Annotated in this window: 23 protein-coding genes; 7 read left to right on the top strand and 16 right to left on the bottom strand. The window is 73.8% G+C overall.

Translation table 11 applies throughout. The features are described from left to right. Window positions 1-22 precede the first annotated feature (22 nt). The 13 genes from NFX44_RS04005 to NFX44_RS03945 form a co-directional block, all read right to left on the bottom strand. Window positions 23-1,102, bottom strand: coding sequence for a polyprenyl synthetase family protein (locus NFX44_RS04005; protein WP_262282120.1), 1,080 nt, complete (start codon window positions 1,100-1,102; stop codon window positions 23-25). A gap of 104 nt (window positions 1,103-1,206) precedes the next feature. Next, window positions 1,207-2,022 carry a TatD family hydrolase gene (locus tag NFX44_RS04000; RefSeq protein ID WP_262282119.1) on the bottom strand — a complete coding sequence of 272 codons (816 nt, stop codon included), beginning with the start codon at window positions 2,020-2,022 and terminating at the stop codon, window positions 1,207-1,209. Further along, window positions 2,022-2,642 carry an EboA domain-containing protein gene (locus NFX44_RS03995; RefSeq protein WP_262282118.1) on the bottom strand — a complete coding sequence of 207 codons (621 nt, stop codon included), beginning with the start codon at window positions 2,640-2,642 and terminating at the stop codon, window positions 2,022-2,024. The genes NFX44_RS04000 and NFX44_RS03995 overlap by 1 nt, the downstream gene beginning before the upstream one ends. Before the next feature lie 255 nt (window positions 2,643-2,897). Beyond that, a complete protein-coding gene (locus tag NFX44_RS03990) occupies window positions 2,898-4,103 on the bottom strand; it encodes a Gfo/Idh/MocA family protein (RefSeq protein ID WP_262282117.1) in 1,206 nt (401 codons plus the stop codon). 20 nt (window positions 4,104-4,123) lie between these two features. Continuing rightward, complete coding sequence (locus NFX44_RS03985; protein WP_262282116.1) at window positions 4,124-5,167, bottom strand: substrate-binding domain-containing protein; 1,044 nt, start codon at window positions 5,165-5,167, stop codon at window positions 4,124-4,126. Window positions 5,168-5,258: 91 nt separating this feature from the next. Beyond that, on the bottom strand, window positions 5,259-6,368 hold the full coding sequence (locus NFX44_RS03980) for an ABC transporter permease (RefSeq protein WP_262282115.1): 1,110 nt from the start codon (window positions 6,366-6,368) through the stop codon (window positions 5,259-5,261). Further along, window positions 6,365-7,945: a sugar ABC transporter ATP-binding protein gene (locus tag NFX44_RS03975; protein ID WP_262282114.1), complete on the bottom strand. Its 1,581-nt coding sequence runs from the start codon at window positions 7,943-7,945 to the stop codon at window positions 6,365-6,367. The genes NFX44_RS03980 and NFX44_RS03975 overlap by 4 nt, the downstream gene beginning before the upstream one ends. After that, window positions 7,942-9,120, bottom strand: a complete 1,179-nt coding sequence (locus NFX44_RS03970; protein WP_262282113.1) for an ROK family transcriptional regulator — start codon at window positions 9,118-9,120, stop codon at window positions 7,942-7,944. Before NFX44_RS03970 ends, NFX44_RS03975 begins: the two co-directional genes overlap by 4 nt. Window positions 9,121-9,332: 212 nt before the next feature. Continuing rightward, on the bottom strand, window positions 9,333-10,349 hold the full coding sequence (locus tag NFX44_RS03965; RefSeq protein ID WP_262282112.1) for a YihY/virulence factor BrkB family protein: 1,017 nt from the start codon (window positions 10,347-10,349) through the stop codon (window positions 9,333-9,335). Window positions 10,350-10,412: 63 nt separating this feature from the next. Further along, on the bottom strand, window positions 10,413-11,219 hold the full coding sequence (locus NFX44_RS03960; protein ID WP_262282111.1) for an ABC transporter permease: 807 nt from the start codon (window positions 11,217-11,219) through the stop codon (window positions 10,413-10,415). Between the two features lie 10 nt (window positions 11,220-11,229). Then, window positions 11,230-12,024 (bottom strand): ABC transporter permease, encoded by a 795-nt coding sequence (locus tag NFX44_RS03955; RefSeq protein ID WP_262282110.1) that lies wholly within the window; start codon window positions 12,022-12,024, stop codon window positions 11,230-11,232. Window positions 12,025-12,166: 142 nt separating this feature from the next. Further along, window positions 12,167-12,358 carry a DUF397 domain-containing protein gene (locus tag NFX44_RS03950; RefSeq protein WP_262282109.1) on the bottom strand — a complete coding sequence of 64 codons (192 nt, stop codon included), beginning with the start codon at window positions 12,356-12,358 and terminating at the stop codon, window positions 12,167-12,169. Beyond that, window positions 12,349-13,152: a helix-turn-helix transcriptional regulator gene (locus tag NFX44_RS03945; protein ID WP_262282108.1), complete on the bottom strand. Its 804-nt coding sequence runs from the start codon at window positions 13,150-13,152 to the stop codon at window positions 12,349-12,351. Before NFX44_RS03945 ends, NFX44_RS03950 begins: the two co-directional genes overlap by 10 nt. Window positions 13,153-13,421: 269 nt before the next feature. Here NFX44_RS03945 and NFX44_RS03940 point away from each other — a divergent pair, with 269 nt between their 5' ends. After that, a complete protein-coding gene (locus tag NFX44_RS03940; protein ID WP_262282107.1) occupies window positions 13,422-13,667 on the top strand; it encodes a flavin reductase in 246 nt (81 codons plus the stop codon). Window positions 13,668-13,737: 70 nt separating this feature from the next. On the opposite strand, the gene NFX44_RS03935 is transcribed toward NFX44_RS03940, so the two are convergent. From NFX44_RS03935 to NFX44_RS03925, 3 genes are all read right to left on the bottom strand, one after another. After that, the gene (locus NFX44_RS03935) at window positions 13,738-14,145 is read right to left on the bottom strand and encodes a carboxymuconolactone decarboxylase family protein (protein WP_262282106.1); all 408 of its coding nucleotides are present in this window, start codon (window positions 14,143-14,145) and stop codon (window positions 13,738-13,740) included. Between the two features lie 126 nt (window positions 14,146-14,271). Beyond that, window positions 14,272-14,805 carry a hypothetical protein gene (locus tag NFX44_RS03930; RefSeq protein ID WP_262282105.1) on the bottom strand — a complete coding sequence of 178 codons (534 nt, stop codon included), beginning with the start codon at window positions 14,803-14,805 and terminating at the stop codon, window positions 14,272-14,274. 58 nt (window positions 14,806-14,863) lie between these two features. Then, a complete protein-coding gene (locus NFX44_RS03925) occupies window positions 14,864-15,796 on the bottom strand; it encodes an ABC transporter ATP-binding protein (protein WP_262282104.1) in 933 nt (310 codons plus the stop codon). Window positions 15,797-16,193: 397 nt separating this feature from the next. Between NFX44_RS03925 and NFX44_RS03920 the strand changes: the two genes are divergently transcribed. The 6 genes from NFX44_RS03920 to NFX44_RS03895 all read left to right on the top strand — a co-directional run bounded on the left by NFX44_RS03920 (window position 16,194) and on the right by NFX44_RS03895 (window position 23,800). Then, the gene (locus tag NFX44_RS03920) at window positions 16,194-18,332 is read left to right on the top strand and encodes a TRAP transporter fused permease subunit (protein WP_262282103.1); all 2,139 of its coding nucleotides are present in this window, start codon (window positions 16,194-16,196) and stop codon (window positions 18,330-18,332) included. Then, entirely contained in the window at window positions 18,329-19,348 is a 1,020-nt protein-coding gene (locus NFX44_RS03915) for a TAXI family TRAP transporter solute-binding subunit (RefSeq protein ID WP_262282102.1), read from the top strand. The genes NFX44_RS03920 and NFX44_RS03915 overlap by 4 nt, the downstream gene beginning before the upstream one ends. 69 nt (window positions 19,349-19,417) lie before the next feature. Continuing rightward, window positions 19,418-21,832, top strand: coding sequence for a nitrate- and nitrite sensing domain-containing protein (locus NFX44_RS03910; RefSeq protein WP_262282101.1), 2,415 nt, complete (start codon window positions 19,418-19,420; stop codon window positions 21,830-21,832). Further along, window positions 21,829-22,221: a roadblock/LC7 domain-containing protein gene (locus tag NFX44_RS03905; RefSeq protein ID WP_262282100.1), complete on the top strand. Its 393-nt coding sequence runs from the start codon at window positions 21,829-21,831 to the stop codon at window positions 22,219-22,221. Before NFX44_RS03910 ends, NFX44_RS03905 begins: the two co-directional genes overlap by 4 nt. After that, window positions 22,218-23,186: a TAXI family TRAP transporter solute-binding subunit gene (locus tag NFX44_RS03900; RefSeq protein ID WP_262282099.1), complete on the top strand. Its 969-nt coding sequence runs from the start codon at window positions 22,218-22,220 to the stop codon at window positions 23,184-23,186. The genes NFX44_RS03905 and NFX44_RS03900 overlap by 4 nt, the downstream gene beginning before the upstream one ends. 53 nt (window positions 23,187-23,239) lie before the next feature. Then, a complete protein-coding gene (locus NFX44_RS03895) occupies window positions 23,240-23,800 on the top strand; it encodes a DUF3592 domain-containing protein (protein ID WP_262282575.1) in 561 nt (186 codons plus the stop codon). The last annotated feature ends 19 nt before the right edge of the window (window positions 23,801-23,819 follow it).

Below are 23,819 nucleotides of genomic sequence, written 5' to 3'. Positions count from 1 at the left end.
TCAATGAGCGACAAAAGTTGGGTCAGCGGCGCCGATCCACGGCCCGGGCCGCCAGCTCGGCAAGCGCCGCCCGGGCCCGCTCCGCCAGCGGCAACCCGTCCAGCGCGGCCAGCGCCGCGTCGGCCCGCGACCGGATCATCCGCTCCACCGCCGCCCGCGCCCCGGACGCCTCCACGATCGCCCGCACCTCGGCCGCCCCCGCCGGGTCCAGGGCCGGATCGCCCAGCAGCGCCCGCAACCGCGCCGCCCCCGCCGGCCCCGCGGCCGCCCGGGCCAGCGCCATGAGCACCGTCGGCTTGCCCTCCCGCAGGTCGTCCAGGTTGGACTTCCCCGTCACCGCCGGTTCACCGAAGACACCGAGCAGGTCGTCGCGCAGCTGGAAGGCGTCCCCCAACGGGTCGCCGAACCCGGCCAGCGCGGCCACCACGTCCGGATCCGCACCGGCCAGGGCGGCCCCGAGCTGCACCGGCCGGGTGACCGTGTAGCGGGCCGTCTTGAGCCGCACCACCGCCAGGGCGCTCTCCACCGAGCCGTCGCCGGCCGCGGCCACCACGTCGAGGTACTCCCCCGCGATCACCTCGGCCCGCATCCGGGCGAACACGGCGTGGCCCCGGCGCAGCCGCTCGGTGTCCAGCCCGCAGCCGTGGAACATCTGGCCGGACCAGGCGGCGCAGAGGTCGCCGCAGAGCAGGGCCGCCTGCCGGCCGTACGCCTCCGGGTCGCCGTGCCAGCCGGACCGGGCATGCCACTCGGCGAAGACCCGGTGCACGGTGGGCCGGCCCCGCCGGCGGTCGCTGCGGTCCAGGATGTCGTCGTGGATCAGCGCGAAGGCGTGGAACAGCTCCAGCGCCGCGGCGGCCACCACGATCGGGGTGCCGTCGGTGCCGCCGAAGCCCCGCCAGCCCCAGTAGCAGAACAGGGGCCGCAGCCGCTTGCCGCCGGCCAGGACGAACCGGCGGAGCACGGCGTGGACGGCCGCCGTGCCGTCGTCGTCCGGCCGGCCCGGCCGGCGCGGCCGGCGCTCGTGCAGGAACGCGGCGAGCGCGGCGTCGAAACGGCCCCGCATTAGGGCCGCGTCGGTCGGTGCGACGGTCACGGTCACAGCGCCTCCCGGGGCGCCCGATCCAGGCCGATCCCGAGCCGGTCGGTATCCATGGCTGACAATACCGCGCGTGCCTGTCCCGCGGACTCCACCGGACAGCCGCTTCAGCCTCCGGGCCCGCCCAGGTCGGCGAGGTCCAGCCGGCCGGACTGGCCGTAGAACTCGACCGGGTTGCGCCACAGCACCCGGTCCACGTCGTCCTCGGTGAACCCGGCGAGCAGCATGGCCTCCCCGGTGGCCCGGGTGAGCAGCGGGTCCGAGCGCCCCCAGTCGGCGGCCGAGTTGACCAGCATCCGCTCGGTCCCGTACGCCCGCAGCAGCTCGACCATCCGCGGCGGCGACATTTTCGTCTCCGGATAGATCGAGAAGCCGAGCCAGCAGCCGGTGTCCCGCACCAGCTCCACGGTGACCTCGTTGAGATGGTCGACCAGCACCCGCCCGGGGGCGATGCCGGACTCGGCGACCACGGCCAGCGTGCGCGCGACACCGCGCGCCTTGTCCCGGTGCGGGGTGTGCACGAGGGCGGGCAGGTCGTGCGCCACGGCCAGGGCGAGCTGACCGGCGAAGGCGGCGTCCTCGGCCAGCGTCATCGAGTCGTAGCCGATCTCGCCGACCGCCACCACGCCGTCCTTGTCCAGGTAGCGCGGGAGCAGGTCGAGCACCGGGCGGCAGCGCGGGTCGTTGGCCTCCTTCGGGTTCAGCGCCACGGTGGCGTGGTGCCGGACCCCGAACCGGTCCGCCCGGAACGGCTCCCACCCGATCAGCGAGTCGAAGTAGTCCACGAACGTGTCCACGCTGGTACGCGGCTGCCCCAGCCAGGACGCCGGCTCCACGACGGCCCGCACCCCGGCCGCGGCCATCCGTTCGTAGTCGTCGGTGGTCCGGGACGTCATGTGGATGTGCGGGTCGAAGATGCGCATCACGCCTCCGGCGCGGTGGTCGACGGCGAGCGGGCGCCGAGCCGGTCGAGCAGGTCGGCCGCGTCGGCGGGCATGCTCCGGCCGGCCGCGCGCCGCTCCGCGGCGAGCCCGGCCAGCATCACGGCCAGCTCGCCGTCGGCGCGGCCGGCGAGGTCGTCGACGACGGCCAGCGGCACGCCGGTGAAGACGCACTTGAGCACCGCCTGGCGCCACGCCGGCTGCTCCAGGTGCCGGGCGTACGGGCCCAACGCGGCGGCCACCAGCCGGGTGTCGTCGGTGCGGATCGCGTCGTGCAGCAGCGGCACGCACTCCGCCCCGATCGGCAGCAGGGGCAGCGCCCGCAGCACGGCTCGCTTCTCGGCGGCGTCGCCGTGCCGGTAGAGCGCCTCGGCCGCCGCGGCGTGACCGGCGGGGAGCGCGGTGAGCAGCAGCGCGCGGGCCGCCTCGTCGACGGTCCAGCCGGGCCCGCCGGGCAGCGGCCCCCGGCCGCATGTGCGGGCCGCGGTGGCGAACAGCCGCGGGATCGCCGCGGGATCGGTCGCGACGCGGCGCAGGGCCGCGTCCAGCCACCGCGGATCGGGTACGCCCCGCAGCGCGGTGCGCAGTCGGTCGGGTGTCATGCCGTCTCCCCTCCGAGCCGCGTGGCCGGGTGTCCGCCTCCCCGTCCTCGGGCCGGTCGGCCGGCGCGGCCGGGGAATCCCGGTCCGGCCGCACCGGACGGCCGTGCTGGTTCGTGCCGGCCGCGCGTTCGGGCGCGGCGGCACGCTCTCCGGGTCCGACCTCGTCCCCGCCGCGGGGCGCAACCGCGGCGGGCCCTCGCCGGTCGGCACCGGAAAGCCCTTCGGGTCGGCGCGCGGAGCGCCGCCGTGGATCGGTCAGGCGGCCACGTCGGCCAGCGCGGGCTCCACCTCCGTCCACGCGGCCCGCTCGGCGGAGCGGGTCACCGCATCGAGCACGAGCTGGACCTGCAACGCGTCGGCGAACGACGGCGTCGGGTCCACTCCGGTGGCGACCGCCTCGACGAAGTCGCGCATCTGGTGCGTGAAGGAGTGCTCGTAGCCGATGATGTGGCCGGGCGGCCACCACGCCGACAGGTACGGGTGCTCCGGCTCGGTCACCAGGATCCGGCTGAAGCCCTGCTCGGCGGCCGGACGGGTGGCGTCGAGGAACTCCAGCTCGTTGAGGCGTTCCAGGTCGAACACCACGCTGCCCAGCGAGCCGTTGATCTCGACACGCAGGGCGTTCTTGCGGCCGGTGGCGAACCGGGTCGCCTCGTAGGTGGCGAGCGCGCCGCCGTCGAGCCGGGCCACGAAGACGGCGGCGTCGTCCACGGTGACCGGTCCGGTCGCCTGGCCGTTGCCGTCGGCCTGCGCGGCCAGGCCGGTCGACCCGGACGGCAGCGGCCGCTCCTTGACGAACGTCTCGGTGATCGCGCTGACCCCGGTGATGAGCTGCCCGGTCACGTACTGGGTCAGGTCGATGATGTGCGCGCCGATGTCGCCGAGCGCGCCGGAGCCCGCCCTGTCCTTCTGCAACCGCCAGACCAGCGGGAACTGCGGGTCCACGATCCAGTCCTGGAGGTAGACCGCCCGGACGTGCCGGATCTCGCCGAGCCGCCCGTCGGCGACGAGCTGCCGCATCAGGGCGACCGCGGGCACGCGGCGGTAGTTGAAGCCGCACATGGCGCGTACCCCGGCGGCTTGGGCCCGGGCGGCGGCGGCCGCCATCTCCCGGGCCTCCTCGACGGTGTTGGCCAGCGGCTTCTCGCACAGCACGTGCTTGCCCGCGGCCAGCGCGGCGAGGGCGATCTCGCAGTGGCTGTCCCCCGGTGTGCAGATGTCGACCACGTCGATCTCGTCGGACTCGACGAGCCGCCGCCAGTCCGTGGTGTGCCCGTCCCAGCCGAGCCGGCCGGCGGCCTCGGCCACCTTCGGCTCGTCCCGGCCGCAGACCAGCGCCATCCGCACCCGCGCCGGTAGGTCGTACACGCGGTTCACGGTGCGCCACGCCTGGGAGTGCGCGGCGCCCATGAACGCGTAGCCGACCATGCCGACGCGCAGGAGGTTGTCGTGAGTGGACAAGGTGGGTCTCCCCCCGTGTGTCAGAACCCGAGCTTCAGGTAGCTGCTCGCGTTCTCCTTGGTGATCGTCTCGGAGGCGAGCACGATCTCCTTCGGTACCTGGAGTTCGACCAGGTCGGACATGCCCTTGCCCTGGCCGATCAGGCGGGCCAGGGTGATGGCCGAGGAGGCCATCGACGGGCTGTAGGTGACGGTGGCCTTCAGCACCGTGTTGTCGGCCGCGATGTCCTCCATGGCCTTCTTCGAGCCGGCGCCGCCGACCATGAAGAACTCCTTGCGGTTGGCCTGGTTGACCGCGGCGAGGACGCCGATGCCCTGGTCGTCGTCGTGGTTCCAGAGCGCGTCGATCTTGGGGAGCGCCTGGAAGAGGCCGGTGGCGGCCTGCTGGCCCGAGTCGGCGGTGAACTCGGCCGGGCGGCGGTTGGCCACCTTGAGGCCGAGCGAGGCCAGCGTGTCGGCGAAGCCCTTGGAGCGTTCCTGGGTCAGCTCCAGCGAGTCGATGCCGGGGATCTCGCCGATGACCGGGTTGCTGACGCCCTTGGCCTTGAGCTGATCGGCGATGTAGGTGGCCGCGGCCACCCCCATGCCGTAGTTGTCGCCCTTGATCTGGAGCCGGTAGGCCCGCGCGTCCGGGAAGGCCCGGTCGAGGTTGACCACCGGGATGCCGGCCTTCATGGCCTCCAGGCCGAACGCGTTCAGCTCCTTGCCGTCGTGGGGCAGCAGCACGATCACGTCGGGCTTCTGGGAGATCAGGGTGGACAGCGCCGCGCGCTGGGCCGCCGCGTCCGCGCCGGCCTCCACGCTCTTGAGCTCCACGTCCGAGTACGCCCCGGCCTGGGCCTTGGCGTTGTTGGTGATGGCGGCGATCCAGCCGTGGTCGGCGGCCGGGGCGGAGAAGCCGATGGTCACCTTCTTGCCCGGCTCGCTGTTGGCGCCGGCGGCCGCGGCCTTGGTCTGCGCCTCGGTCGGGGTCTTCTCGTTGCTGGTGCAGCCGGCGAGCAGCACACCGGCGGAGAGCGCGGCGCCGCCGAAGAGCAGCCGGCGGCGCGACAGGTCACTTGTCATGACGGCCTCCTGAAATGAGGTGGTGGGGTGTTTTCGGGTGCGGCGGGCCGGACCACCGTCGGGTGACGGCGGCCTGGCGGACGCGATGGGATCAGGTGGTGGTGGCGCGGTTGCGGGCGAGGAACTGGGAGAGGCTGCGGAACTGCACCTGCTGGACCAGGACGGCCGCGACGATGATGCCGCCCTTGACCATGTTCTGGGCCTCGGTGGAGAGGCCGTTGATGGCGAAGAGGTTGGTGATCGTGGAGAAGATGATCACGCCGAGCAGGGAGCCGATGATGGTGCCCCGCCCGCCGCTGAGCAGCGTGCCGCCGATGATCGCGGCGGCGATCGCGTCCAGCTCGTAGAGGTTGGCCATCGCCGCCTGGGCGGAGGTGGCCTGCGCGGTCAGCATGACGGCGGCGATGCCGCAGCAGAGGCCGGAGAGCGCGTAGAGCAGCACGGTGTGCCGGCGGACGTTGATGCCGGCGAGCCGGGCCGCCTCGGGGTTGCCGCCGACGGCCACCGTGCGGCGGCCGAAGGTGGTCCGGTTGAGCAGCACCCAGCCGGCCGCGACCACCGCGGCGAGGATGTAGACCAGCAGCGGGATGCCGAGCAGCTTCACGGTGGCGATGCCGTTGATGAAGCTGTCGTTGGAGACCTGGGTCTGCTTGTCGGAGATCTCGGCGGCCAGGCCGCGCGCGGCGACCATCATGGCCAGCGTGGCGATGAACGGCACCAGGCGCCCGTACGAGATGAGCAGGCCGTTGACCACCCCGACGGCCACGCCGACGGTGAGCGCGCTGAAGATCATGCCGCCGGCGCCGTAGCTCTGGGTGGCGACCGTGGTGCACCAGACCCCCGCGAGCGCGACGATCGCGCCGACCGAGAGGTCGATGCCGCCGCCGATGATCACGAAGGTCATGCCCACCGTGACCACGCCGACCACCGAGGCGAGCTTGAGGATGGTGAGCGTGTTGCCCCACACCCAGCTCGCGTCGCCGTAGAGGTCGGGGCGGGTCAGGATGCCGATGACCACCAGCACCACCAGGGTCGCCAGCAGGCCGAGGTTGCGCTTGGCGCCCTCCCCGCCGTCGCCGCGCCACCAGGAGAGCCGGGCCGACGCGTCGGCCTTCGCGGTCTCGGTCGGGTCGACCGGCGGCGACTGGGCCGGCAGTTCGGCCGCCCGCTCCGGCGCCGCCGTGGGTGTCGTGTCGCTCATGCTGGCGCGCCTTCCATGAGGGACCCCGCCATGACGAGGTCGAGCACGGTGTTCTCGTCGAGTTCGCCGGCCGGGGCCTCGCGGACCACCCGGCCCTCCCGCATCACCAGCACCCGGTCGGCCAGGCCGAGCACCTCGGGCACCTCGCTGGAGACCAGCAGCACCCCGACGCCCCGCGCGGCGAGTTCCCGGATCACCTGGTAGAGCTCGGCCCGGGCGCCCACGTCCACGCCCCGGGTCGGCTCGTCGAGCAGCAGCAGCCGGGTGTCCCCGAGCAGCCACCGGCCGACCACCACCTTCTGCTGGTTGCCGCCGGACAGCGTGCGCACCGGCCGGCGCACGTCCCGGGGGCGCAGCTCCAGCGAGGTGGCGATCCGGTCCGCGGCGGCCCGTTCCCGCCCGGCGTCGGTGAAGCCGAGGCGCGCGTACCGGCCGAAGGTGGCCAGCGTGACGTTGCGGTAGATCGGTTCGCCGAGCAGCAGCGCCTGGCTCTTGCGCTCCTCGGGGGCCATGCCCATGCCGGCCTTCACCGCCGCGCCGACGCTGCCCGGGCGCAGCGTCCGGCCGCCCATCCGGACCGTGCCGGCCTCCGCGCGGCGGGCCCCGTAGATCGTCTCCAGCAGCTCCGAGCGGCCCGAGCCGACCAGCCCGGCGATGCCGACGATCTCCCCGGCCCGCACGTCGAGCGAGACGTCGGCGAACTCGCCCTGCCGGGTCAGCCCCTCCACCCGCAGCAGCTCCGCGCCGGCGGTGTCGTCGGCGGGGCGGTCCGGGAAGACGTACTCGATGGTCCGGCCGGTCATCCGGGCGACCAGGTCGCGGGTCGGCGTCTCGCGGGCCGGCAGGTTCGCCGCGGTGGTCCGGCCGTCCTTGAGTACGGTGACCCGGTCGCCGATCTCGCGGATCTCCTCCAGCCGGTGGGAGATGTAGATGACCGCGATGCCCTGCGCGGTGAGTTCCCGGATGATGCGGAACAGGTTGCCCACCTCGTCGTGGGCGAGCACCGCGCTCGGTTCGTCCATGATGATCAGTCGGGCCTCGTGGGAGAGCGCCCGGGCCATGCTGACGATCTGCTTGCCGGCGGCCGGCAGGTGGCGGACCAGCCGGCCGGGCGGGATCTCCGGGTGGCCGAGCCGGGCCAGGATCTGCCGGGTCCGCCGGGCCATGTGCCCGCGCCGGACGAAGCCGAGCCGGCGGGGCTCGTGGCCGAGGAAGGCGTTCTCCGCCACCGACAGGTCCTCGACCAGGTCGAGTTCCTGGTAGATGGTGGCGATCCCGGCCCGCATGGCGGCCTGCGGGTTGGCGAAGGCCGCCGGCTCGCCGCGCCACACCACCTCGCCGGAGTCCGGCCGGTGCACACCGGCGAGCACCTTGATGAGGGTCGACTTGCCGGCGCCGTTCTGCCCGAGCAGGCAGTGCACCTCGCCGGCCCGCACCTCCAGCTGGACGCCGTCCAGCGCGCGTACGCCGGGGAAGGTCTTGACCACGTCGGTGAGGCGCAGCACCACCTCGCCCGCGACGGTGTCGGCGGGCGCCTCGACCAGCGGTTCGTTCGTCACCTGGGCCTCCTCGTTCATGCGGCTTCGCCGAAGGCGAGGTCGCTGGCGAGCACCGCGGCGCCGGCGACGCCGGCGCGGGGACCCAGCTCGGAGAGGACGACCGGCAGGTTGCCGGTGGCCAGTGGCAGCGAGCGGCGGTAGACCACGCTGCGGATCTCGGCGAGCAGGATGTGGCCGAGCTGGGCGAGCCCGCCACCGATCACGATCATCGACGGGTTGGTGAAGCTGACCAGGCCGGCCAGCACGCTGCCGACCCGCCGGCCCCCGTCACGGATGAGCTGGATGCAGGTGACGTCCCCCTCGACGGCCCCCTGCGCGACGTCCAGCGCGGTCACCGCGCCGCGGGCGGCGAGCCGCTCGACGAGCGCGGGTGACACCTCGGTGCGGGCCGCGGTGGTGGCCGCCCGGGCCAGCGCGGCCCCGCTGAACACCGCCTCCAGGCAGCCGAGGTTGCCGCAGGAGCACATCGGACCGTTCGGGTCGACCTGGATGTGGCCGATGTCGCCGGCGCACCCGTCGGTGCCCCGGTAGACCTCGCCGTTGAGGTAGATGCCGCAGCCGACGCCGGTGCCGATCTTGATGAACAGGAAGTCGTCCACCGAGTGGGCGACGCCGCCGTGCCGCTCGCCGATGGCCATGATGTTGACGTCGTTGTCGACCACCGCCGGGCAGCCGTGCTCGCGGGTGAGCAGCTCACGCACGGGGAAGCGGTCCCAGCCCGGCATGATCGGCGGCGAGACGGGCACCCCGTCCCGGAAGCTCACCGGACCCGGCACACCGATGCCGATGGCGTCGAGCCGCTCGTATGCGCCGTCCACTCTCGCCTTGTGCAGCAGCTCGTTGACCCGCTGGAGGGTCACCTTGGGGCCGGAGCGGATGTCGGCGGGCTCGGCGTAGGCGGCCACCGGCTCCAGCCGGCCGTTCACCACCTCGACGTCGATCGAGCTGGCGCCCAGGTCGACCGCGGCGAAGCGCAGGTGCGGGCTCAGCTCGACCAGCGTGGACCGGCGGCCGCCCCGGGACGCGGCCAGCCCGGCCTCGGCCACGTAGCCGAGGTTGACCAGCCGCTCCAGCTCGGCGAGCAGGCGCGGGCGGGGCATCTGGAGCCGGTCACCCAGCTCGGCGCGGGAGACGGCGCCATCGTCCCGGAGCGTTCGCAGGAGCTGCACGTGCAGGGGGTCGACCGTCCGCACCGGGACTCACCTCCGCATCGGAGTCGTTCACATCGGCGCAACGGCGATGTGTCGTGTCCGACACAGTAGGAGCGTTCCAGGTCACGTGTCCATAGCTTCGGCACATCCGGTCGAAAGTTTTGTCCATCTGAGCAAAAGCAGGGAGTGGATCATGAAAAGCGGCCGCCCCCGCCGCGTCGAGCGCGGTGGGGGCGGCCGGTGTCGCCCGCTGCTCAGCGCCGGGTGGCGGCGTTGCGCTTCTTCCTGAGCTTGCGGTCGTCGCGCAGCTCGACGTACGGCTCCTCGTCGGCCGGGTGCCCGGCCTCGATGGCGCGGCTGCGCTCCAGCTCGGCGTCGAACTCCGCGCCGAGCAGGATGGCGATGTTGCTCAGCCAGAGCCACACCAGGAAGATGATGACGCCGGCCACGGCGCCGTAGGTCTTGTTGTACGAGCCGAAGTTGCTGACGTAGAGGGCGAACAGCCCGGAGACCACCAGCCAGATCACCACGGCCAGGATCCCGCCGGGGCTGACCCAGCGGAAGCCGCCGTGCCGGGCGTTGGGCGAGGCCCAGTAGAGGATCGCGAACATCAGGCTGACCAGCACGAGCAGCACCGGCCACTTCAGGATGTTCCACACCGTGACGGCCGTCGAGCCCAACCCGATGGCGTCGCCCACCTGCTCGGCGAGACCGCCCGTGAAGACCACGATCACCGCGCTGGCCAGCAGCATCACGCCGATCACCGCGGTCACACCGAGCCGGATCGGCAGCGTCTTCCAGATCGGCCGGCCCTCCGGCACGTCGTAGATGCTGTTCGAGGCGCGCATGAAGGCGGCGATGTATCCGGACGCCGACCAGAACGCGGCCAGCAGACCGATGATCGCCGCGATGCTGGCCAGCCCGCCGGAGGCGCCGGCCTGTTCGATCGCCGTCTCCACGATCTGCCGGATGTTCTCCTCCGGCACGGCCTGGTTGACGGTGTCCTTGACCCCCTCGGTGGCCTCCTCGCCGAGCAGGCCGAGCAGGGAGATCAGCACCAGCAGACCCGGGAAGATCGACAGCACCCCGTAGTAGGTGAGTGCAGCGGCCCAGTCGGTCAGGCTGTCGTCCTGGAACTCGCGCACGGTGCGCTTGAGCGTCGCCACCCACCCCGTGGCGGGCAGGTCGGTGGGGCTGTCCGGCCCCTCGTCCGGGCCGACCGGCCCGGTGCGGTCGCGCCCGTGCCGGGCGGAAGACTCGTCGGCGGCCATGGCCCCTCCCTCGTCGTCGGTGCGTCACCACGACATGCCCCGGCGGGAGGGCCGGTTAACCCCTCACTTGTACAGCAACCTGCTCATCCGTCGGGAGGCCAACGCCAGCATCGCGACGGTCAGCGCCACCAGGTAGGCCACGTCGAGCAGCCAGGACCAGCCGGACCCGCCCACGCAGATGCCCCGGATCAGGTGCACCGACCGGTAGAGCGGGGTCAGCTCCACGACCCAGCGCAGCACCGAGGGATAGGCCTCCGCCGGGACGAACGTGCCGGAGAAGAGGAACAGGGTGAACTGGGCCGAGCCCATGAGGTCGAAATCCTGCCAGCTGCGCATCAGCGTGGAGACGGTCATGCCGAGCGCGCCGAAGGCGAAGCCGACCAGCACCGCGGCCGGGAACGCGGCCAGCGCCCGGCCGGCCGTGGTCAGGTCCATCCCCACCATGAGGACCAGGAAGGCGGCCGAGTAGAGGCTGCCCCGGACCATGGCCCAGCCCAGCTCGCCGAGGGCGATTTCGAACGGCTGCACCGGGGTCGCGATGACCCCGTCGTACAGCTTCATGTATTTCATCTTGCCGAAGAAGTTGAAGGTGGTCTCCGACAGCGCCCCGCTCATCGCCGACGAGGCCAGCATGGCCGGGGCCACGAACGCCGCGTAGGAGACGACCTGGCCGCCGGTCAGGGTCAGGTCGCCGACCAGCGCGCCCACTCCGACGCCGATCGAGAAGAGGTAGAGCACCGGCTCCAGGAAGCCGGAGAGCAGCACCAGCCAGTACGCGCTGCGCAGGGCCGTGAAGTTGCGCTCGGCGACCGAGGCCGAGCGGCGGGCCCCCGCCGGGTTGACCAGCCGGGGCAGGACGAGAGCGACCACGACACCCTTCCTAGACGACGAGCTGACGCTGGAACACGCGCCGGGCCAGCCACCAGCCCGCGCCGGCCCAGACCGCGAGGTAGAGCAGGTGGCCGGTCACCGACCACTGCGGAGCGACGCCGAGCGTGGCGGCTCGGCACAGGTCCACCCCGTGCCAGAGCGGGGTCGCGTAGGCGAACTGGCGCAGCCCGACCGGCAGCGACTCGACCGGGAAGAACACCCCGGCGAAGAGGGCCATCGGGATGATCGCGAAGCGGAACAGCAGCGCCAGGTAGCTGTCGCCCGGAACCACGGCGGCGTACGCGAACGTCGGCGCCGCCACCGCCAGGCCCAGCAGCACGCTCACCAGCGGGACCGTCACCGCCCAGGGCGAGCGCAGCGCCCCGAACAGCGCCGTCACCAGCAGGAACGCCACCGCGCTGGTGAGCACCCGGAACAGCACGAAGGCGAGGTGCCCGGCCAGGATGTCGCCGGTGCGCAGCGGCGCCGCGACCTGCGCGTGGTAGGTGCGGATCCAGCGGAAGTTGCTGAGCACCGGCCAGGTCGACTCGCCGACCGCGACCTGGAAGGCGGTGGAGGCGATCAGGCCGGGCACCAGCCAGTCGAGGTAGGGCACCCCGCCCACGCCCTGGTCGACATAGGCGCCGACCCCGACGCCGAAGCCGAGCACGGTGAGCACCGGCAGCAGGAAGGACGAGAAGACGCCGGCCCGCCAGGTGCGCCGGTAGCCGACCAGGTGGTGGGAGAGCACCGCCAGGGCCGGCACCCGGGGCAGTGCCCGGCCGGACCGTTCCGCCACGGTCACGTGGACCACCCCCGTCCTCCGCCCACGTCGCCCTTCCTACCGCTCGGGTACGACAGGGCCGCCGGTCACCCTACGACGGGCGGCCGACGGTGTCGCCACGGTTTCCGCCGGGGCGGCCGCGGCCGCGAACGGGATCGGGCCGCTACGGCCGGCCGGCGACCCGCGCGACGAAGGCGCGCCACGCGCCCGGGCCGAACGTCAGCACGGGACCGGCCGGGTCCTTGGAATCGCGTACGGCGACCACGCCGGGAAGGTTCCCGGCCACCTCCACGCAGTTGCCTCCCTGGCCACTGCTGCGGGTGCTCTTGCGCCACCGGGCGCCGGTCAGGTCCATGTTTCCGCCACTTCCGCCATCAGGTCGAGGGACTGCTGGTGGGATAGTGCCTCACCCCGGATCGACTCCCACACCTCGACCATCTGCTGCACGAAGTCGGTTCGGTCGACGACCTGGCCGTGGCGTTGCCCCTCCAGGTAGATGACGTCCTCCCCGGCGGGCAAGGTGGCGATCACGAAGGGCCCGGCGAGCCCAGGGTACGCGCCAGCCGACAGGGGCACGATGTGGATTCGGACCCGCGGCAGCGCGACACCCAGCTTCACCAGGTGCTGCAGCTGCTCACGCATCACCTCCGGCCCGCCGATCCGGCGGCGCAGCACATGCTCGTCCACGACCACGCTGAGCAGTGGTGGCCGCTCGCGGGTGAGCACTGCCTGCCGGTCCAACCGGGTCGCCACCTGTCGCTCGATCTCGTCCGCCCCGAACAGGCCGCCGCCGGCGTGGATGGCATGCGCGTAGCCCTCGGTCTGCAGCAGGCCGGGCACACACAGCGGTTCGAAGGTGCGCAGGGCACGAGCCTCCTGTTCGATGCCGGCCCAGTCGCGGAACCACGGCACCACCGTCTCCCGGCTGATCCGCCGCTGGATCCGCTCGAACCGCCCGTCCGTGCCGAACACCGTGTCGCACCGGCGGGCGAAGTCGAGGCCCGGCCGGCGCTCGCAGGTCTCCACCTTGGCCACCAGCGCGCCGGAATAGCTCAGGGCCTCGGCCAGCGCGCTCTGCGACATGCCGCTGCCGGCCCGGGCGAGCCGCAACTCCTCGGCGAAGTGGTCCAGCATGGACGAACGGTCCACGGACAGCCTCCGTACATCCTCGTACCGCTGCGGGCCGGCCGCCGTACGCCCTGGTCGTCGGCGCGCGGAATCTCCCACCGTAGTCGCCCGGTCACCAGACTGTCACGCAGCGGAACCGCTCACGGGCACCGGACGGCGGGCGGAACCAGGCCGGGGGTGCCCGCGCACGACGGGGTGCGCGGGCGCCCCCCTCCCACGACGGAGGCCCATCGCATGCGACTCAGGTTCCGGCGCCCGAAGCCGCGCGGCGGCGTGCGGGGTGTGCGCTGATGCCCCGCTACCGCCCCCACGTCGCGGCGCGGCCGTCCTGGCGCTGCCGGGCCTGCGGCGCCCCGTGGCCGTGCTCGCCGGCCCGGCTGGCGCTGCTCGGGGAATATCGCGAGGACCGGATCGCCCTGCTCGTCCACCTCGGCACGCTCCTGTGCGAGGCCACGGCGGACCTCACCGATCCGCACGGGCGGGACACGCCGCAGCGGCTGGCCGACCGCTTCGTCAACTGGGCGCGGTCGCGGTGACGGCCCTGCGAGTGATCATCGGCGGGTTTGTCCGCGCCGAACAGTGTCCGGTGGGTCGAATGTGGCCGGGTCAGCCGGCCGGGGTGGGGCGGACGGGCAGCAGGTTGCGCTCCGCGAAGACCTTCTTGGCGACGAGGGTGGCGTTGACCGCGCGCGGCACCCCGCAGTAGACCACCGCCTGCAGCAGCGCCTCGACTATCTCGGAGGGCGTCAGGCCGGCGTTGAGCGCGCCGTTGACGTGCACCTCGAGCTGGGACCCGGCGTCACCGAGGGCGGTGAGGACCCCGAGGCACATCAGCTCCCGGTCGCGGCGCGCCAACTCGGGTCGGACGTAGAGGTCGCCGTAGGACCAGGCCACGGACCGGTAGCTGAGCTCGGGTGAGACGTCGGCGAGGGCCTCCAGAAGTTTCTGCCCGGCGCCGCCGTCGGCCTGGCGCAGCGCCTCGAGGCCTCGCTCGTACTGTTCGTCTCCGGTCATGGTCACGCCCTGCCTCTGCCCAGTCGTCCGGTCGGCTGGACCCGCGGTTACCCGCGGCCCTGCCGGACAAACGACCCGCCTTCCGCGCTGGTGCGCCTCCGGCGACGATCCGGTTCCGGCCGGCGGTCAGGCGACCCGGCGGGCGCGGAACAGGGCGAGCACCGCGTAGGCCAGCAGCAGGGCGCCCGTGCCGGTGCCGACGACCAGGCCGGCCGCGACCGCCGAGACGAGGTCGACGACCAGGCCCGCGAGCGCGACCAGCGTGACGGCCACCCCGAGCGGCACGAGCAGCCGGTCCCGCAGCACGGGGGCCAGTGGCACGAAGTGGACGCCGACCACGGCGCCGATCAGCACCGGGACGTAGCCGCCGAGCCCGGCGGCGGCCAGGAGCAGGCCACCGACCAGGGCGACGGCGAACTCGGCGACGACGATGAGTCCGTAGCGGCGGTCGGCGGACCGGTCGCGCTCGCCGGCCGGCCGGCGCCCGGCCCGCACCACGAGCACGGCGCCGGTGGCCGCGGCCAGCAGCGCGGCGACGCAGCCCACCACCAGCACCGACCGCAGGGGCGGATCGGCCTTCGGGACGCTGAACCAGACCGCGGCGAACACGCCGAGGTAGAGCGCCGTGAGCCCGGCCTGACGCCGCGGCAGACCCACCATGTCGGACACCCCCGTCAACCACCCGGCCGTCCGAGGTGGTGGACCGGGACCCGCCACCTTAGTCGATCAAGGTGCGGCCGGTGAGGTGGAGGAAGACGTCCTCCAGGCTGCTGCGCCGGACCAGGACGCTGGCCGGGACGAGGCCGCGCGCGGTCACCTCGGCCAGCGCCGCGTCGCCGTCGGGCACGTAGAGCAGGATGCGGTCGGGCAGCACCTCGACCCGCTCCCCCAGCCCGCCGAGCTTGCCGGCGAACGCCTCCTGCGACTCGGCGGCGAAGCGCAGCTCGACCACCTCGCGGGTGGAGTGCCGCGCGATCAGCGCCCGGGGCGAGCCCTCGGCGACGATGCGGCCGCCGTCCATCACCACCAGCCGGTCGCAGAGCTGCTCGGCCTCGTCCATGTAGTGGGTGGTGAGGACCAGCGTGACGCCCTGCTGCTTGAGCCGGAACAGCCGCTCCCACACCAGGTGCCGGGCCTGCGGGTCGAGACCGGTGGTGGGCTCGTCGAGCAGCACGATCTCGGGGTTGTTGACCAGCGCGCGGGCGATGGTCAGCCGCCGCTTCATGCCGCCCGAGAGCGGCTCCACCTTGCTCTCGGCCCGCTCGGTGAGCTGGACGAAGTCGAGCAGCTCGGCGGCCCGCTCGCGGGCCGTGCGGCGCGGGATGCCGAAGTAGCGCGCGTAGGTCGTCAGGTTCTCCCGGACGGTGAGCTCGGGGTCGAGGCTGTCGAGCTGCGGGCAGACCCCCAGCCGGGCCCGGATCGCCGGGCCGTCGCGGACCGGGTCCATGCCGAGGATGCGCAGCTCCCCGCCGGAGGGCGGCGAGATGCAGCCGATCATGCGCATGGTGGAGGACTTGCCGGCGCCGTTGGGCCCGAGGAAGCCGAACGCCTCGCCGGGGCGCACCTCGACGTCGATGCCGTCGACGGCGGTGAAGTCACCGAACCGCTTCACCAGCCCCCGCGCCTGGATGAGTGGTTGCGCGCTGGTCACCGGCCGACCCTAACCGCCGGGTCCGACAGGCTCGACCGGTTAACGCGGGGACGCGGGGCGGACCGACACGGGGGGTGACGCCCGCTACGGAAGGTGATCATCCGGCCGGCGACCACAGATCCGGATCAAACTCACCATAGTGGACGGATCGCTGGCCCTTCCCGCGGAATGCCGGAAAATTGTTGCGGCTTTCCCGCGACAATTGTGAAGGCCGCTCAGAATCGGCATGCGGTGAGTGAGCAAGCCTTCATTCCGATCACTCAAAGCAATCACGGCGGGCAATGTTCCCATGGTGTAGGCGATTCGCGTATCGTGCCCCATCGTGTCGCCCGTTCGCTCCTCCGACGCGAATCTTCCGCCGCCCCGGCCCCCTGCGGCGCAATCCACGGCGTCCGACGTGGACACCGCTCCGGTGCCGCTCCGACCCGATGACGGCGCGGTCGCCGATCCGGTGTGGGCCGACGACGGGCCGGCGGAAACGCACCACGACACCCGGGAACTGGCGGCCCGTTTCGAGGACGAGAAACCGGGGCGGGTGCTGACCGGACCGGTCGCGCTGCTGTTCACCGGCGGCACCCTCGCCGTCGCCCTGCTCGCGCTGTGGCAGGTGTTCTTCCCGCTTCCGCAGGGCAGCAAGTACTACCTCATCATTTTCCTCGCCGGCGTGCTGCCGATGGTGTTCCTGGCGTACCCCTCCGGGGTGCGGCTGCGCCGCCGGCCGGCCGGCGACGAGCCGGCCGAGCGGCGCGGCCCCCGCCCGGCCGACTGGCTGCTCGCCGCCGTCGCGCTGCTGGCCTGCCTCTACCCCGTGCTGCCGGTGACCCTCGGCGCGGGCGGTGGCGGCTACGACGCGTTCCTCGACCGGCAGGGCCTGCTCGTGCCGCTGGACGTGGTGCTGGGCACCGTGCTGCTGCTCCTGCTGCTGGAGGCGTGCCGGCGCACCACGGGCTGGATCCTCCCGGCCGTCTGCCTGCTGTTCCTCGCCTACGGCTACTACGGCGGGCTGCTGCCGCAGTCCTGGCCGGTGGCCCACGCCGGGCTCGACTTCGCCCAGCTCGTCGACGCGTTCTACAACTCCGACAGCGGCTTCTACGGCACCCCGCTCGACGTGGCCGCCTCGTACATCGTGCTGTTCACCATCTACGGCGCGGTGCTGGACCTCTCCGGGGCCGGCCGGTTCTTCGTCGAGCTCTCCGCCGCCGCGTTCCGCCGCTCCCGCACCGCCGCCGGGCGCACAGCCGTCGCCTCCGGCTTCCTGCTCGGCACGGTCTCCGGCTCGGGCGCCGCCACCACGGTCAGCATCGGGGCGGTGACCTGGCCGATCCTGCGCCGCGCCGGCTACCCGCCCGAGCGGGCCGGCGGCATGCTGGCCGCCGCGGGCGTCGGCGCGATCCTCTCCCCGCCCACGCTGGGCGCCGCGGCGTTCATCATCGCCGAGTACCTGGGGGTGTCGTACCTCCAGGTGCTCGGCTGGGCCACCGTGCCGACGATCCTCTACTACCTGGGCATCCTGCTCTCCGTCGAGATCGACGCCCGGCGCTCCGGGGTCCGGCCGGTGGTCATCGACACCGGCTCGGCCGGGCGGCTGCTGCTCCGCTTCGGCTACCACTTCCTCTCGCTGCTCGTGATCATCGTGGTGCTCGCGATGGGCGCCTCGGCGACCCGGGCCGTGGTGATCGCCACCGTGCTGGCCGCCGCGCTCTCCTTCCTGGACCGCCGGCACCGGCTCACCCCCGCCCGCCTCGTCCAGGCGCTCAGCGGCGGTGTACGCGGGGTGCTCGCGGTGAGCGCGGTCTGCGCCGCGGCCGGCATCATCACCGCCACCACCACCAAGACCGGCCTCGGCCCGCAGGCCGCCGCGCTGCTGGTCAGCGGGGCGCAGACGGTCAGCTCCGAGCCCGCCGTGGTGCTCGCCCTCACGGCGCTGCTCGCCGCCGTCGCGCTCAGCCTGCTCGGGCTGGCCGTGCCGGTCACCGCCTCCTTCGTGATCGGCTGGGTGATCATCGGCCCGGCGTTGCTGCACCTCGGCGTCGCCGCCCCCGCCGCGGCCATGTTCGTCTTCTACTTCGCGGTGCTGTCCGAGGTCTCCCCACCCACCGCGCTCGCCGCGGTCGCCGCCGCCGCGGTCACCGGCGGCCGGCTGGTGCCGACCATGTGGCAGACCCTGCGGTACGCGCTGCCCGCGTACCTCATCCCGATCGCCTTCGTGATCACGCCGACCGGCCTCGGCCTGCTCGGCATCGGCGGTGTCGGGCGGATCGCGGTGGCCGCGGTGGTCTCGGCGCTCGGCGTCACCGTGCTGGCCGTGGCGGCGGGCGGCTGGCTGCCCGGCGTCGGCCCGGCCGGCACGCCGGAGCGGCTCCTGGGCGCGGTCGCCGGGCTGGTGCTGCTCTGGCTGGAACCCCTGCCCGTCGCGGTCGGTGCGGTGCTCGCCGCGCTGGCCGTCGCGGGCGTGCTCGTCCGACGTGGCTCCGCCGGTCGCGCCGGCGGCCCGTCGGTCCCTGAATTGGTGGACCACCGGGAGGAGAAAGAGTGAGACGGATCGACGTGCGGATCGCCGCGGGCGTCGGGGCGCTGGCCCTGGTCGCGGCCGGCGCCGCCGGATGCGGGGGCCGTCAGGACGGCGCGGCGAAGGACGACGCCGCCCGTGAGATCACCTGCAAGGTCACCAAGGACACCCGGGTCGGCATCGCCACCGGCAACGCCACGGGCGTCTACTACGTGGTCGGCAACGCGCTGGCCGGCCAGCTCTCGGCGGCCACCGGCGGCAAGCTCACCGGCACCGCCGCCGAGACCGGCGCCTCGGTGCAGAACGTGGAACAGCTCGTGGCCGGCCAGTACGACGTGGCGTTCTCCCTCTTCGACACCGCGGTCAACGCGGTGCAGGGCAAGGACAGCTTCAGCTCCCCGCAGCCGGTCAAGGCATTGGCCCGGATCTACGACAACTACACGCAGGTGGTCGTCCGGGCCGACTCCGGGATCACCTCGGTGGCCGGGATGAAGGGCAAGAAGATCTCCACCGGGTCGCCCAAGTCCGGCACCGAGGTCATCGCCAACCGGCTGCTCACCGCCGCCGGGCTGGACCCGGCCAAGGACGTCCAGGCGCAGCGGCTCGACCTGACCAAGACCGTCGACGGGATGAAGGACGGCAGCATCGACGGCTTCTTCTGGTCCGGCGGCGTGCCCACGGGCGGGGTCACCGACCTGTTCACCACGGCCGGCGACAAGGTGAAGTTCCTCGACATCAGCCCGCTGCTGCCGAAGATGGCCGAGCTGAACCCGGCGTACCAGGCCGGCACCATCGGCAAGGACATCTACCGGACGGGCGCCGACGTGCCCACCATCGTGGTGCCCAACGTGCTGCTGGTCCGCGACAACCTCGACGCCGACGTGGCCTGCGTGATCACGAAGACGGTCTTCGAGAAGAAGGACGCCCTGGCCCAGGCCAACCCGGCCGCCAAGGGCATCGACCTGGCCAAGGCCCGCAAGACCGACCCGGTGGGGCTGCACCGCGGGGCGGATTGGGCGCTCAAGGACCTCGGCGCGAGCTGACCCCGACGAGCCGGGCCCGGACGCCTCCGTCCGGGCCCGGCCACCCGACCAACGACCCGGGAGACCCCCGTGCCGCTGCCCCACCCCGCCCGCGTACGCCGGCACCACCGGCCCGTGGACCGCACCGGGCACCTCCGCTCCGTCCGGGTCCAACTGCTCGCGCCGATCCTGGTGGCCACGGTCGGCCTGGTGGTGCTGGGCGCCGCCCAGACCGGCGCCGCGCTGGACTCCTCCGCCGACGCCGACCGGGCCCGCGTACTCGCCGGCACCGCCACCGCCACCGTGCGGCTGGTGCACGAGCTGGAACGCGAACTGGGCGAGACGGCGGCGCTGCGCCAGCGCGGCGGCGCCGCCGGCCGGCCGCTGGTCGACGCGCAGCGGCACCGGGTGGACGCGGCGGTCACCCGCTACCGCGCCGCGAGCGGCGACGCCCACCGGGCCGCACCGGACCTCGCCCCGGTGCTCAACGACGCGGACGGGCGGCTCGGCCAGCTCGCGCCGACGCGGGACCTGGCGCTGGGCGGGGACCGGGCCGACCCGGCGTACGCCTCGCTCGTCGAGTCCCTGCTCGCCGTCGCCGACGCGCTGCCCGCCCAGCTCCGCGACGCCGCACTGGCCAACGAGGCACGCGAGGTGGCCGCGGTGGCCGCCCAGGAGCACCTCTCGGCGCTGGAACGCGACCTGCTGCGCGGGGTGTTCGTGCGGGGCGCGCTGGTCCGGGGCGAGCTGGCCGGGCTCGGCCGGCTGCGGGGCGCCCGGGAGCAGCGCCAGGCCGAGTTCCTCCGGATCGCCGCCGGCCCCGCCAACTCCGCCTGGTACCGGCTGGTCGGCGGCGCCGACGTGGAGACGGCCCGGCGGATGCGCGACGGTGTGCTGGACAGCGACGGCAGGCCGGAGTCGCTGAAGACCGACGGCGACGCCTGGTACGTGGCGCAGAGTGGCACCATCCGCCGCTACAACCTGCTCGGCCGGGAGCTGTCCGACGGGCTGGACCGGGACGCCGCCGCGCTGGCCCGGACCGCCCGGCAGCGGGCCCTGCTCACCGCCGGGGCGACCAGCACCGTGGCGCTCGGCTCGCTGCTCACCGCCGTGCTGCTGGCGGTCCGGACCAGCCGGCGGCTGCGCCGGCTGCGGGTCGCGGCGCTCACCATGGCCAACCGCGAGCTGCCGGACCGGATCACCGCGATCGCGGCGGGCGAGGGCGCACCGGGCGCGGGCACGGCGACCCGGCTGACCGACGGGATCCGCCGGGGCCGGGACGAGGTGGCCCAGGTGGCCGAGGCGTTCGACACGGTGAACAAGGCCGCCCTGCGGCTCGCCGGTGAGCAGGCCGAGCTGCGGCTGGACGTGACCCGGATGGCCGAGGCGCTGGCCCGCCGGATCCGCACGCTGATCACCCGCCAGCTGCGCCTGCTCGACGAGTTCGAACGCGAGGAGACCGACCCGGACGCGCTGGCCCGGCTGTTCGCCCTGGACCACCTGGCCGCCCGGCTGCGCCGCAACGGGGAGAACCTGCTGGTCCTGGCCGGTGGCGAACCAGGCCGGGGGCACGAGGGCGCGCTGCTCCTGGACGACGTGGTCCGGGCGGCCGCCTCCGAGATCGAGGACTACCCGCGGGTGGAGATCGAGGTGCCGACCGCCGCCGTGCACGGCGCGGCGGCCGGCAACCTGGTGCACCTGCTGGCCGAACTGCTGGAGAACGCCACCGTCTACTCGCCACCGGACGCCCGGGTGCTCGTCGACGGGCGGCGCACCGTGGACGGGCTCACGCTGCGGGTGCACGACCAGGGCATCGGCATCAGCGAGACCCGGCTGTCCACCATCAACGAGCGGCTCGCCGCGCCGGCCACGCTGTCCAGCGCCGCGGCCGGCAGCATGGGCCTGCACGTGGTGGCCCACCTGGCCGCCCGGCACGGGATCCGGGTGCAGCTGTACCGCCCGGCCAGCGGCACGGTCGCCCAGGTGGACGTGCCCGAGTCGGTGCTCACCCGGGTCGAGTCGGTGACCCGGCTGCCGGCCGCCGAGCGCGGCCAACCGACCGGCCGCCCGGCGCCCTGGTTCCGGCCCCGCGCCGCCGGCCCGGCCGCGCTACGGCCGGCCACCGGCGCCCGCGACCTGGTCGCCACCGCCCCCGTGCCGGCCGTCGCCGGGCCGGTCGCCGCCGGACCGCCGCTGCCCGCCGGCCCGGTCCGGGGCGTCGCCGCCGTACGCCCACCGGGCGCCGCCCTGCTGGCGCCGAGCGCCGCCCGGATCCGGCCGGCGAGTTCCCCGGCGACCGCGGGAACCACCGGCGCCGGCCTGCCGCGCCGGGCCCGGGGCGGGCAGCTCCCCGCGGCGCTGCCCGCCACCGCCCCGCCGCCCCGGCCCGCGGACGACCTGCTCGACCCCGAGGTGGTACGCGCCCGCCTGTCCGCCCTCGCCGAGGGGGTGGCCAGCGCGATGCGCCGTGCCCCGAACACCACACCCACCGGGAGAAATCCATGACCCCACCCGTGACCGCCGGGCTCGACTGGCTGCTGGCGAACTTCGCCGAGCAGGTGCCGGACGTGTCCCACGCCCTCGCGGTGTCCGAGGACGGCCTGCGGCTGGCCGCGTCCCCCGACCTCGCACCCGACCAGGTGGACCAGCTCGCCGCGGTGATCAGCGGGTTGGCCAGCCTGACCGTGGGCGCGGCCCGGCTGATGTCCGCCGGCCGGGTACGCCAGCAGATCGTCGACATGGACGGCGGGGTGCTGCTCGTGATGGCGGTCGGCGAGCGCGCGCTGCTCGGGGTGCTCGCCGCGCCCGGCTGCGACCTGGGCCAGATCGGCTACGAGACGGCGACGCTGGTCCAGCGGGTGGCGGAGGCGCTGGAACCGGCGGCCCGCCGGTGACCGGCCGCCCGCTGCGGCTGGTCGCCGCCCTCCTGCTGGCCGCCCTGGTGGCGGGCTGCGGCGGGACGGACGCCGAGCCGAGGGCCTGGCACGACGGCCGGATCTTCCTGGCCACCGGCAACACCACCGGCGTCTACTACCAGCTCGGCGGCGGCTACGCCGACCTGATCAGCCGGCACCTGCCCGGGTACGAGGCGCGGGCCGAGCCGACCGGCGCCTCGGTGGAGAACATCACCCGGCTGGCCGGCGGCGACATGGAGATCGCGTTCAGCCTGGCCGACACGGCCGCCGACGCGGTCAGCGGCCGGGGCGGCTTCGAGGGCCAGCCGCAGCCGGTACGCGCGCTGGCCCGGGTCTACAGCAACTACACCCACCTGATCGTCCGCGCCGACGGGAAGATCGACAGCTTCGCCGACCTGCGCGGCAAGCGGATCTCCACCGGCTCGCCGAAGTCCGGCACCGACATCATCGCCGGCCGGCTGCTCACCGCCGGCGGGATCGACCCGGCCCGCGACATCCAGCGGCTCAACCTGTCGCTGCCGGAGACGGTGCAGCGGATGCGGGCCGGCAGCCTGGACGCGATGTTCTTCTCCGGCGGCCTGCCCACACCGGGCGTCAAGGACCTGCTCTCCAGCGCGGCCGGGGCGTTCCGGCTGCTCCCCCTCACCGAGCTGATCGAACCGCTGTCGGCCCGCTTCGGCTCGGTCTACACGACGGCCATCCTGCCCAAGGACGTCTACGGCACCCCGGCGGCCATCCCGACCATCACGGTGGCGAACGTGATCCTGGTGGCGGCGGACATGCCGGACCAGCTCGCGTACGACCTGACCCGGGTGCTCTTCACCTGGCAGGGCGAGCTGATCAGGGTTCACCCGGAGGCGGCGAACTTCACCCGGGACAGCGCCGCCGCCACCGAGCCGATCCCGCTGCACCCGGGCGCGGCCCGCTGGTATCGCAGCGGCTGACGGCGGCACCTCCGCGCGGAGTTGCGTCCTCCCGGCATGCTGATCCCGTGATCATGGCGCGCCACTCGTCGGCCCTGGCGACTCTCGGCTGCGTGTTGCTGGTGATGGCCGGCGGCGCGCTGCTGTGGCTGCCGTTCCACACCCAGTACGCGCTCGACGACTGGGGGGCCGAACTGCGGGAGACCGGAGTGCCGGCGCGTGCGCTCGTCTACGACCAGGTCACGAAGCGCGGCGGCAACCGGACCAGCTCGTCGACCACCATGTATCTCCGGTACGACCTGGCCGGCCGGACGTACGAGCAGGAGGTCGGCTGCGTCGAGGTGTGCCGGTCGATCGGCGAGGAGGTGCCGATCTGGGTGAACCCGGCCGACCCGGATGACTTCGTCACCGACTTCGACCAGCTCAGCGGACACCGGGGCCGCATCCAAGGCGGGCTGGGCGTCGCCGGGTTCGCGATCCTGGTCGTGGCGGTTCCGCTGCTGCTGTCCCGCATCCCGCTCCAGCGCTGGTTCCCTCCCGGCAGGCCGCGGCGCCGGCCTCGTCCTGGTGCGCCCGGCCACGGAGGTGCCGGGTTCAGGATCCGCACCAAGCACAAGCGGGGCGACCGACGCTGAGCACCGGCCGCGCTCAAGC

It is taken from the genome of Micromonospora sp. MA102 (assembly GCF_025460765.1).
GTDB classification, from domain to species: Bacteria; Actinomycetota; Actinomycetes; order Mycobacteriales; family Micromonosporaceae; genus Micromonospora; species Micromonospora halotolerans.
This window is presented reverse-complemented; position numbering and strand designations above follow the sequence as displayed.

Coding starts and splice junctions, on each gene's coding strand:
- NFX44_RS03975 (WP_262282114.1), bottom strand. CDS start 7,945: ATGAACGAGGAGGCCCAGGTGACGAACGAACCGCTGGTCGAGGCGCCC.
- NFX44_RS03930 (WP_262282105.1), bottom strand. CDS start 14,805: ATGGTGGGTCTGCCGCGGCGTCAGGCCGGGCTCACGGCGCTCTACCTC.
- NFX44_RS03905 (WP_262282100.1), top strand. CDS start 21,829: ATGACCCCACCCGTGACCGCCGGGCTCGACTGGCTGCTGGCGAACTTC.
- NFX44_RS03895 (WP_262282575.1), top strand. CDS start 23,240: ATGGCGCGCCACTCGTCGGCCCTGGCGACTCTCGGCTGCGTGTTGCTG.
- NFX44_RS03980 (WP_262282115.1), bottom strand. CDS start 6,368: ATGAGCGACACGACACCCACGGCGGCGCCGGAGCGGGCGGCCGAACTG.
- NFX44_RS03935 (WP_262282106.1), bottom strand. CDS start 14,145: ATGACCGGAGACGAACAGTACGAGCGAGGCCTCGAGGCGCTGCGCCAG.
- NFX44_RS03950 (WP_262282109.1), bottom strand. CDS start 12,358: ATGGACCTGACCGGCGCCCGGTGGCGCAAGAGCACCCGCAGCAGTGGC.
- NFX44_RS03995 (WP_262282118.1), bottom strand. CDS start 2,642: ATGACACCCGACCGACTGCGCACCGCGCTGCGGGGCGTACCCGATCCG.
- NFX44_RS03985 (WP_262282116.1), bottom strand. CDS start 5,167: ATGACAAGTGACCTGTCGCGCCGCCGGCTGCTCTTCGGCGGCGCCGCG.
- NFX44_RS03965 (WP_262282112.1), bottom strand. CDS start 10,349: ATGGCCGCCGACGAGTCTTCCGCCCGGCACGGGCGCGACCGCACCGGG.
- NFX44_RS03940 (WP_262282107.1), top strand. CDS start 13,422: ATGCCCCGCTACCGCCCCCACGTCGCGGCGCGGCCGTCCTGGCGCTGC.
- NFX44_RS04000 (WP_262282119.1), bottom strand. CDS start 2,022: ATGCGCATCTTCGACCCGCACATCCACATGACGTCCCGGACCACCGAC.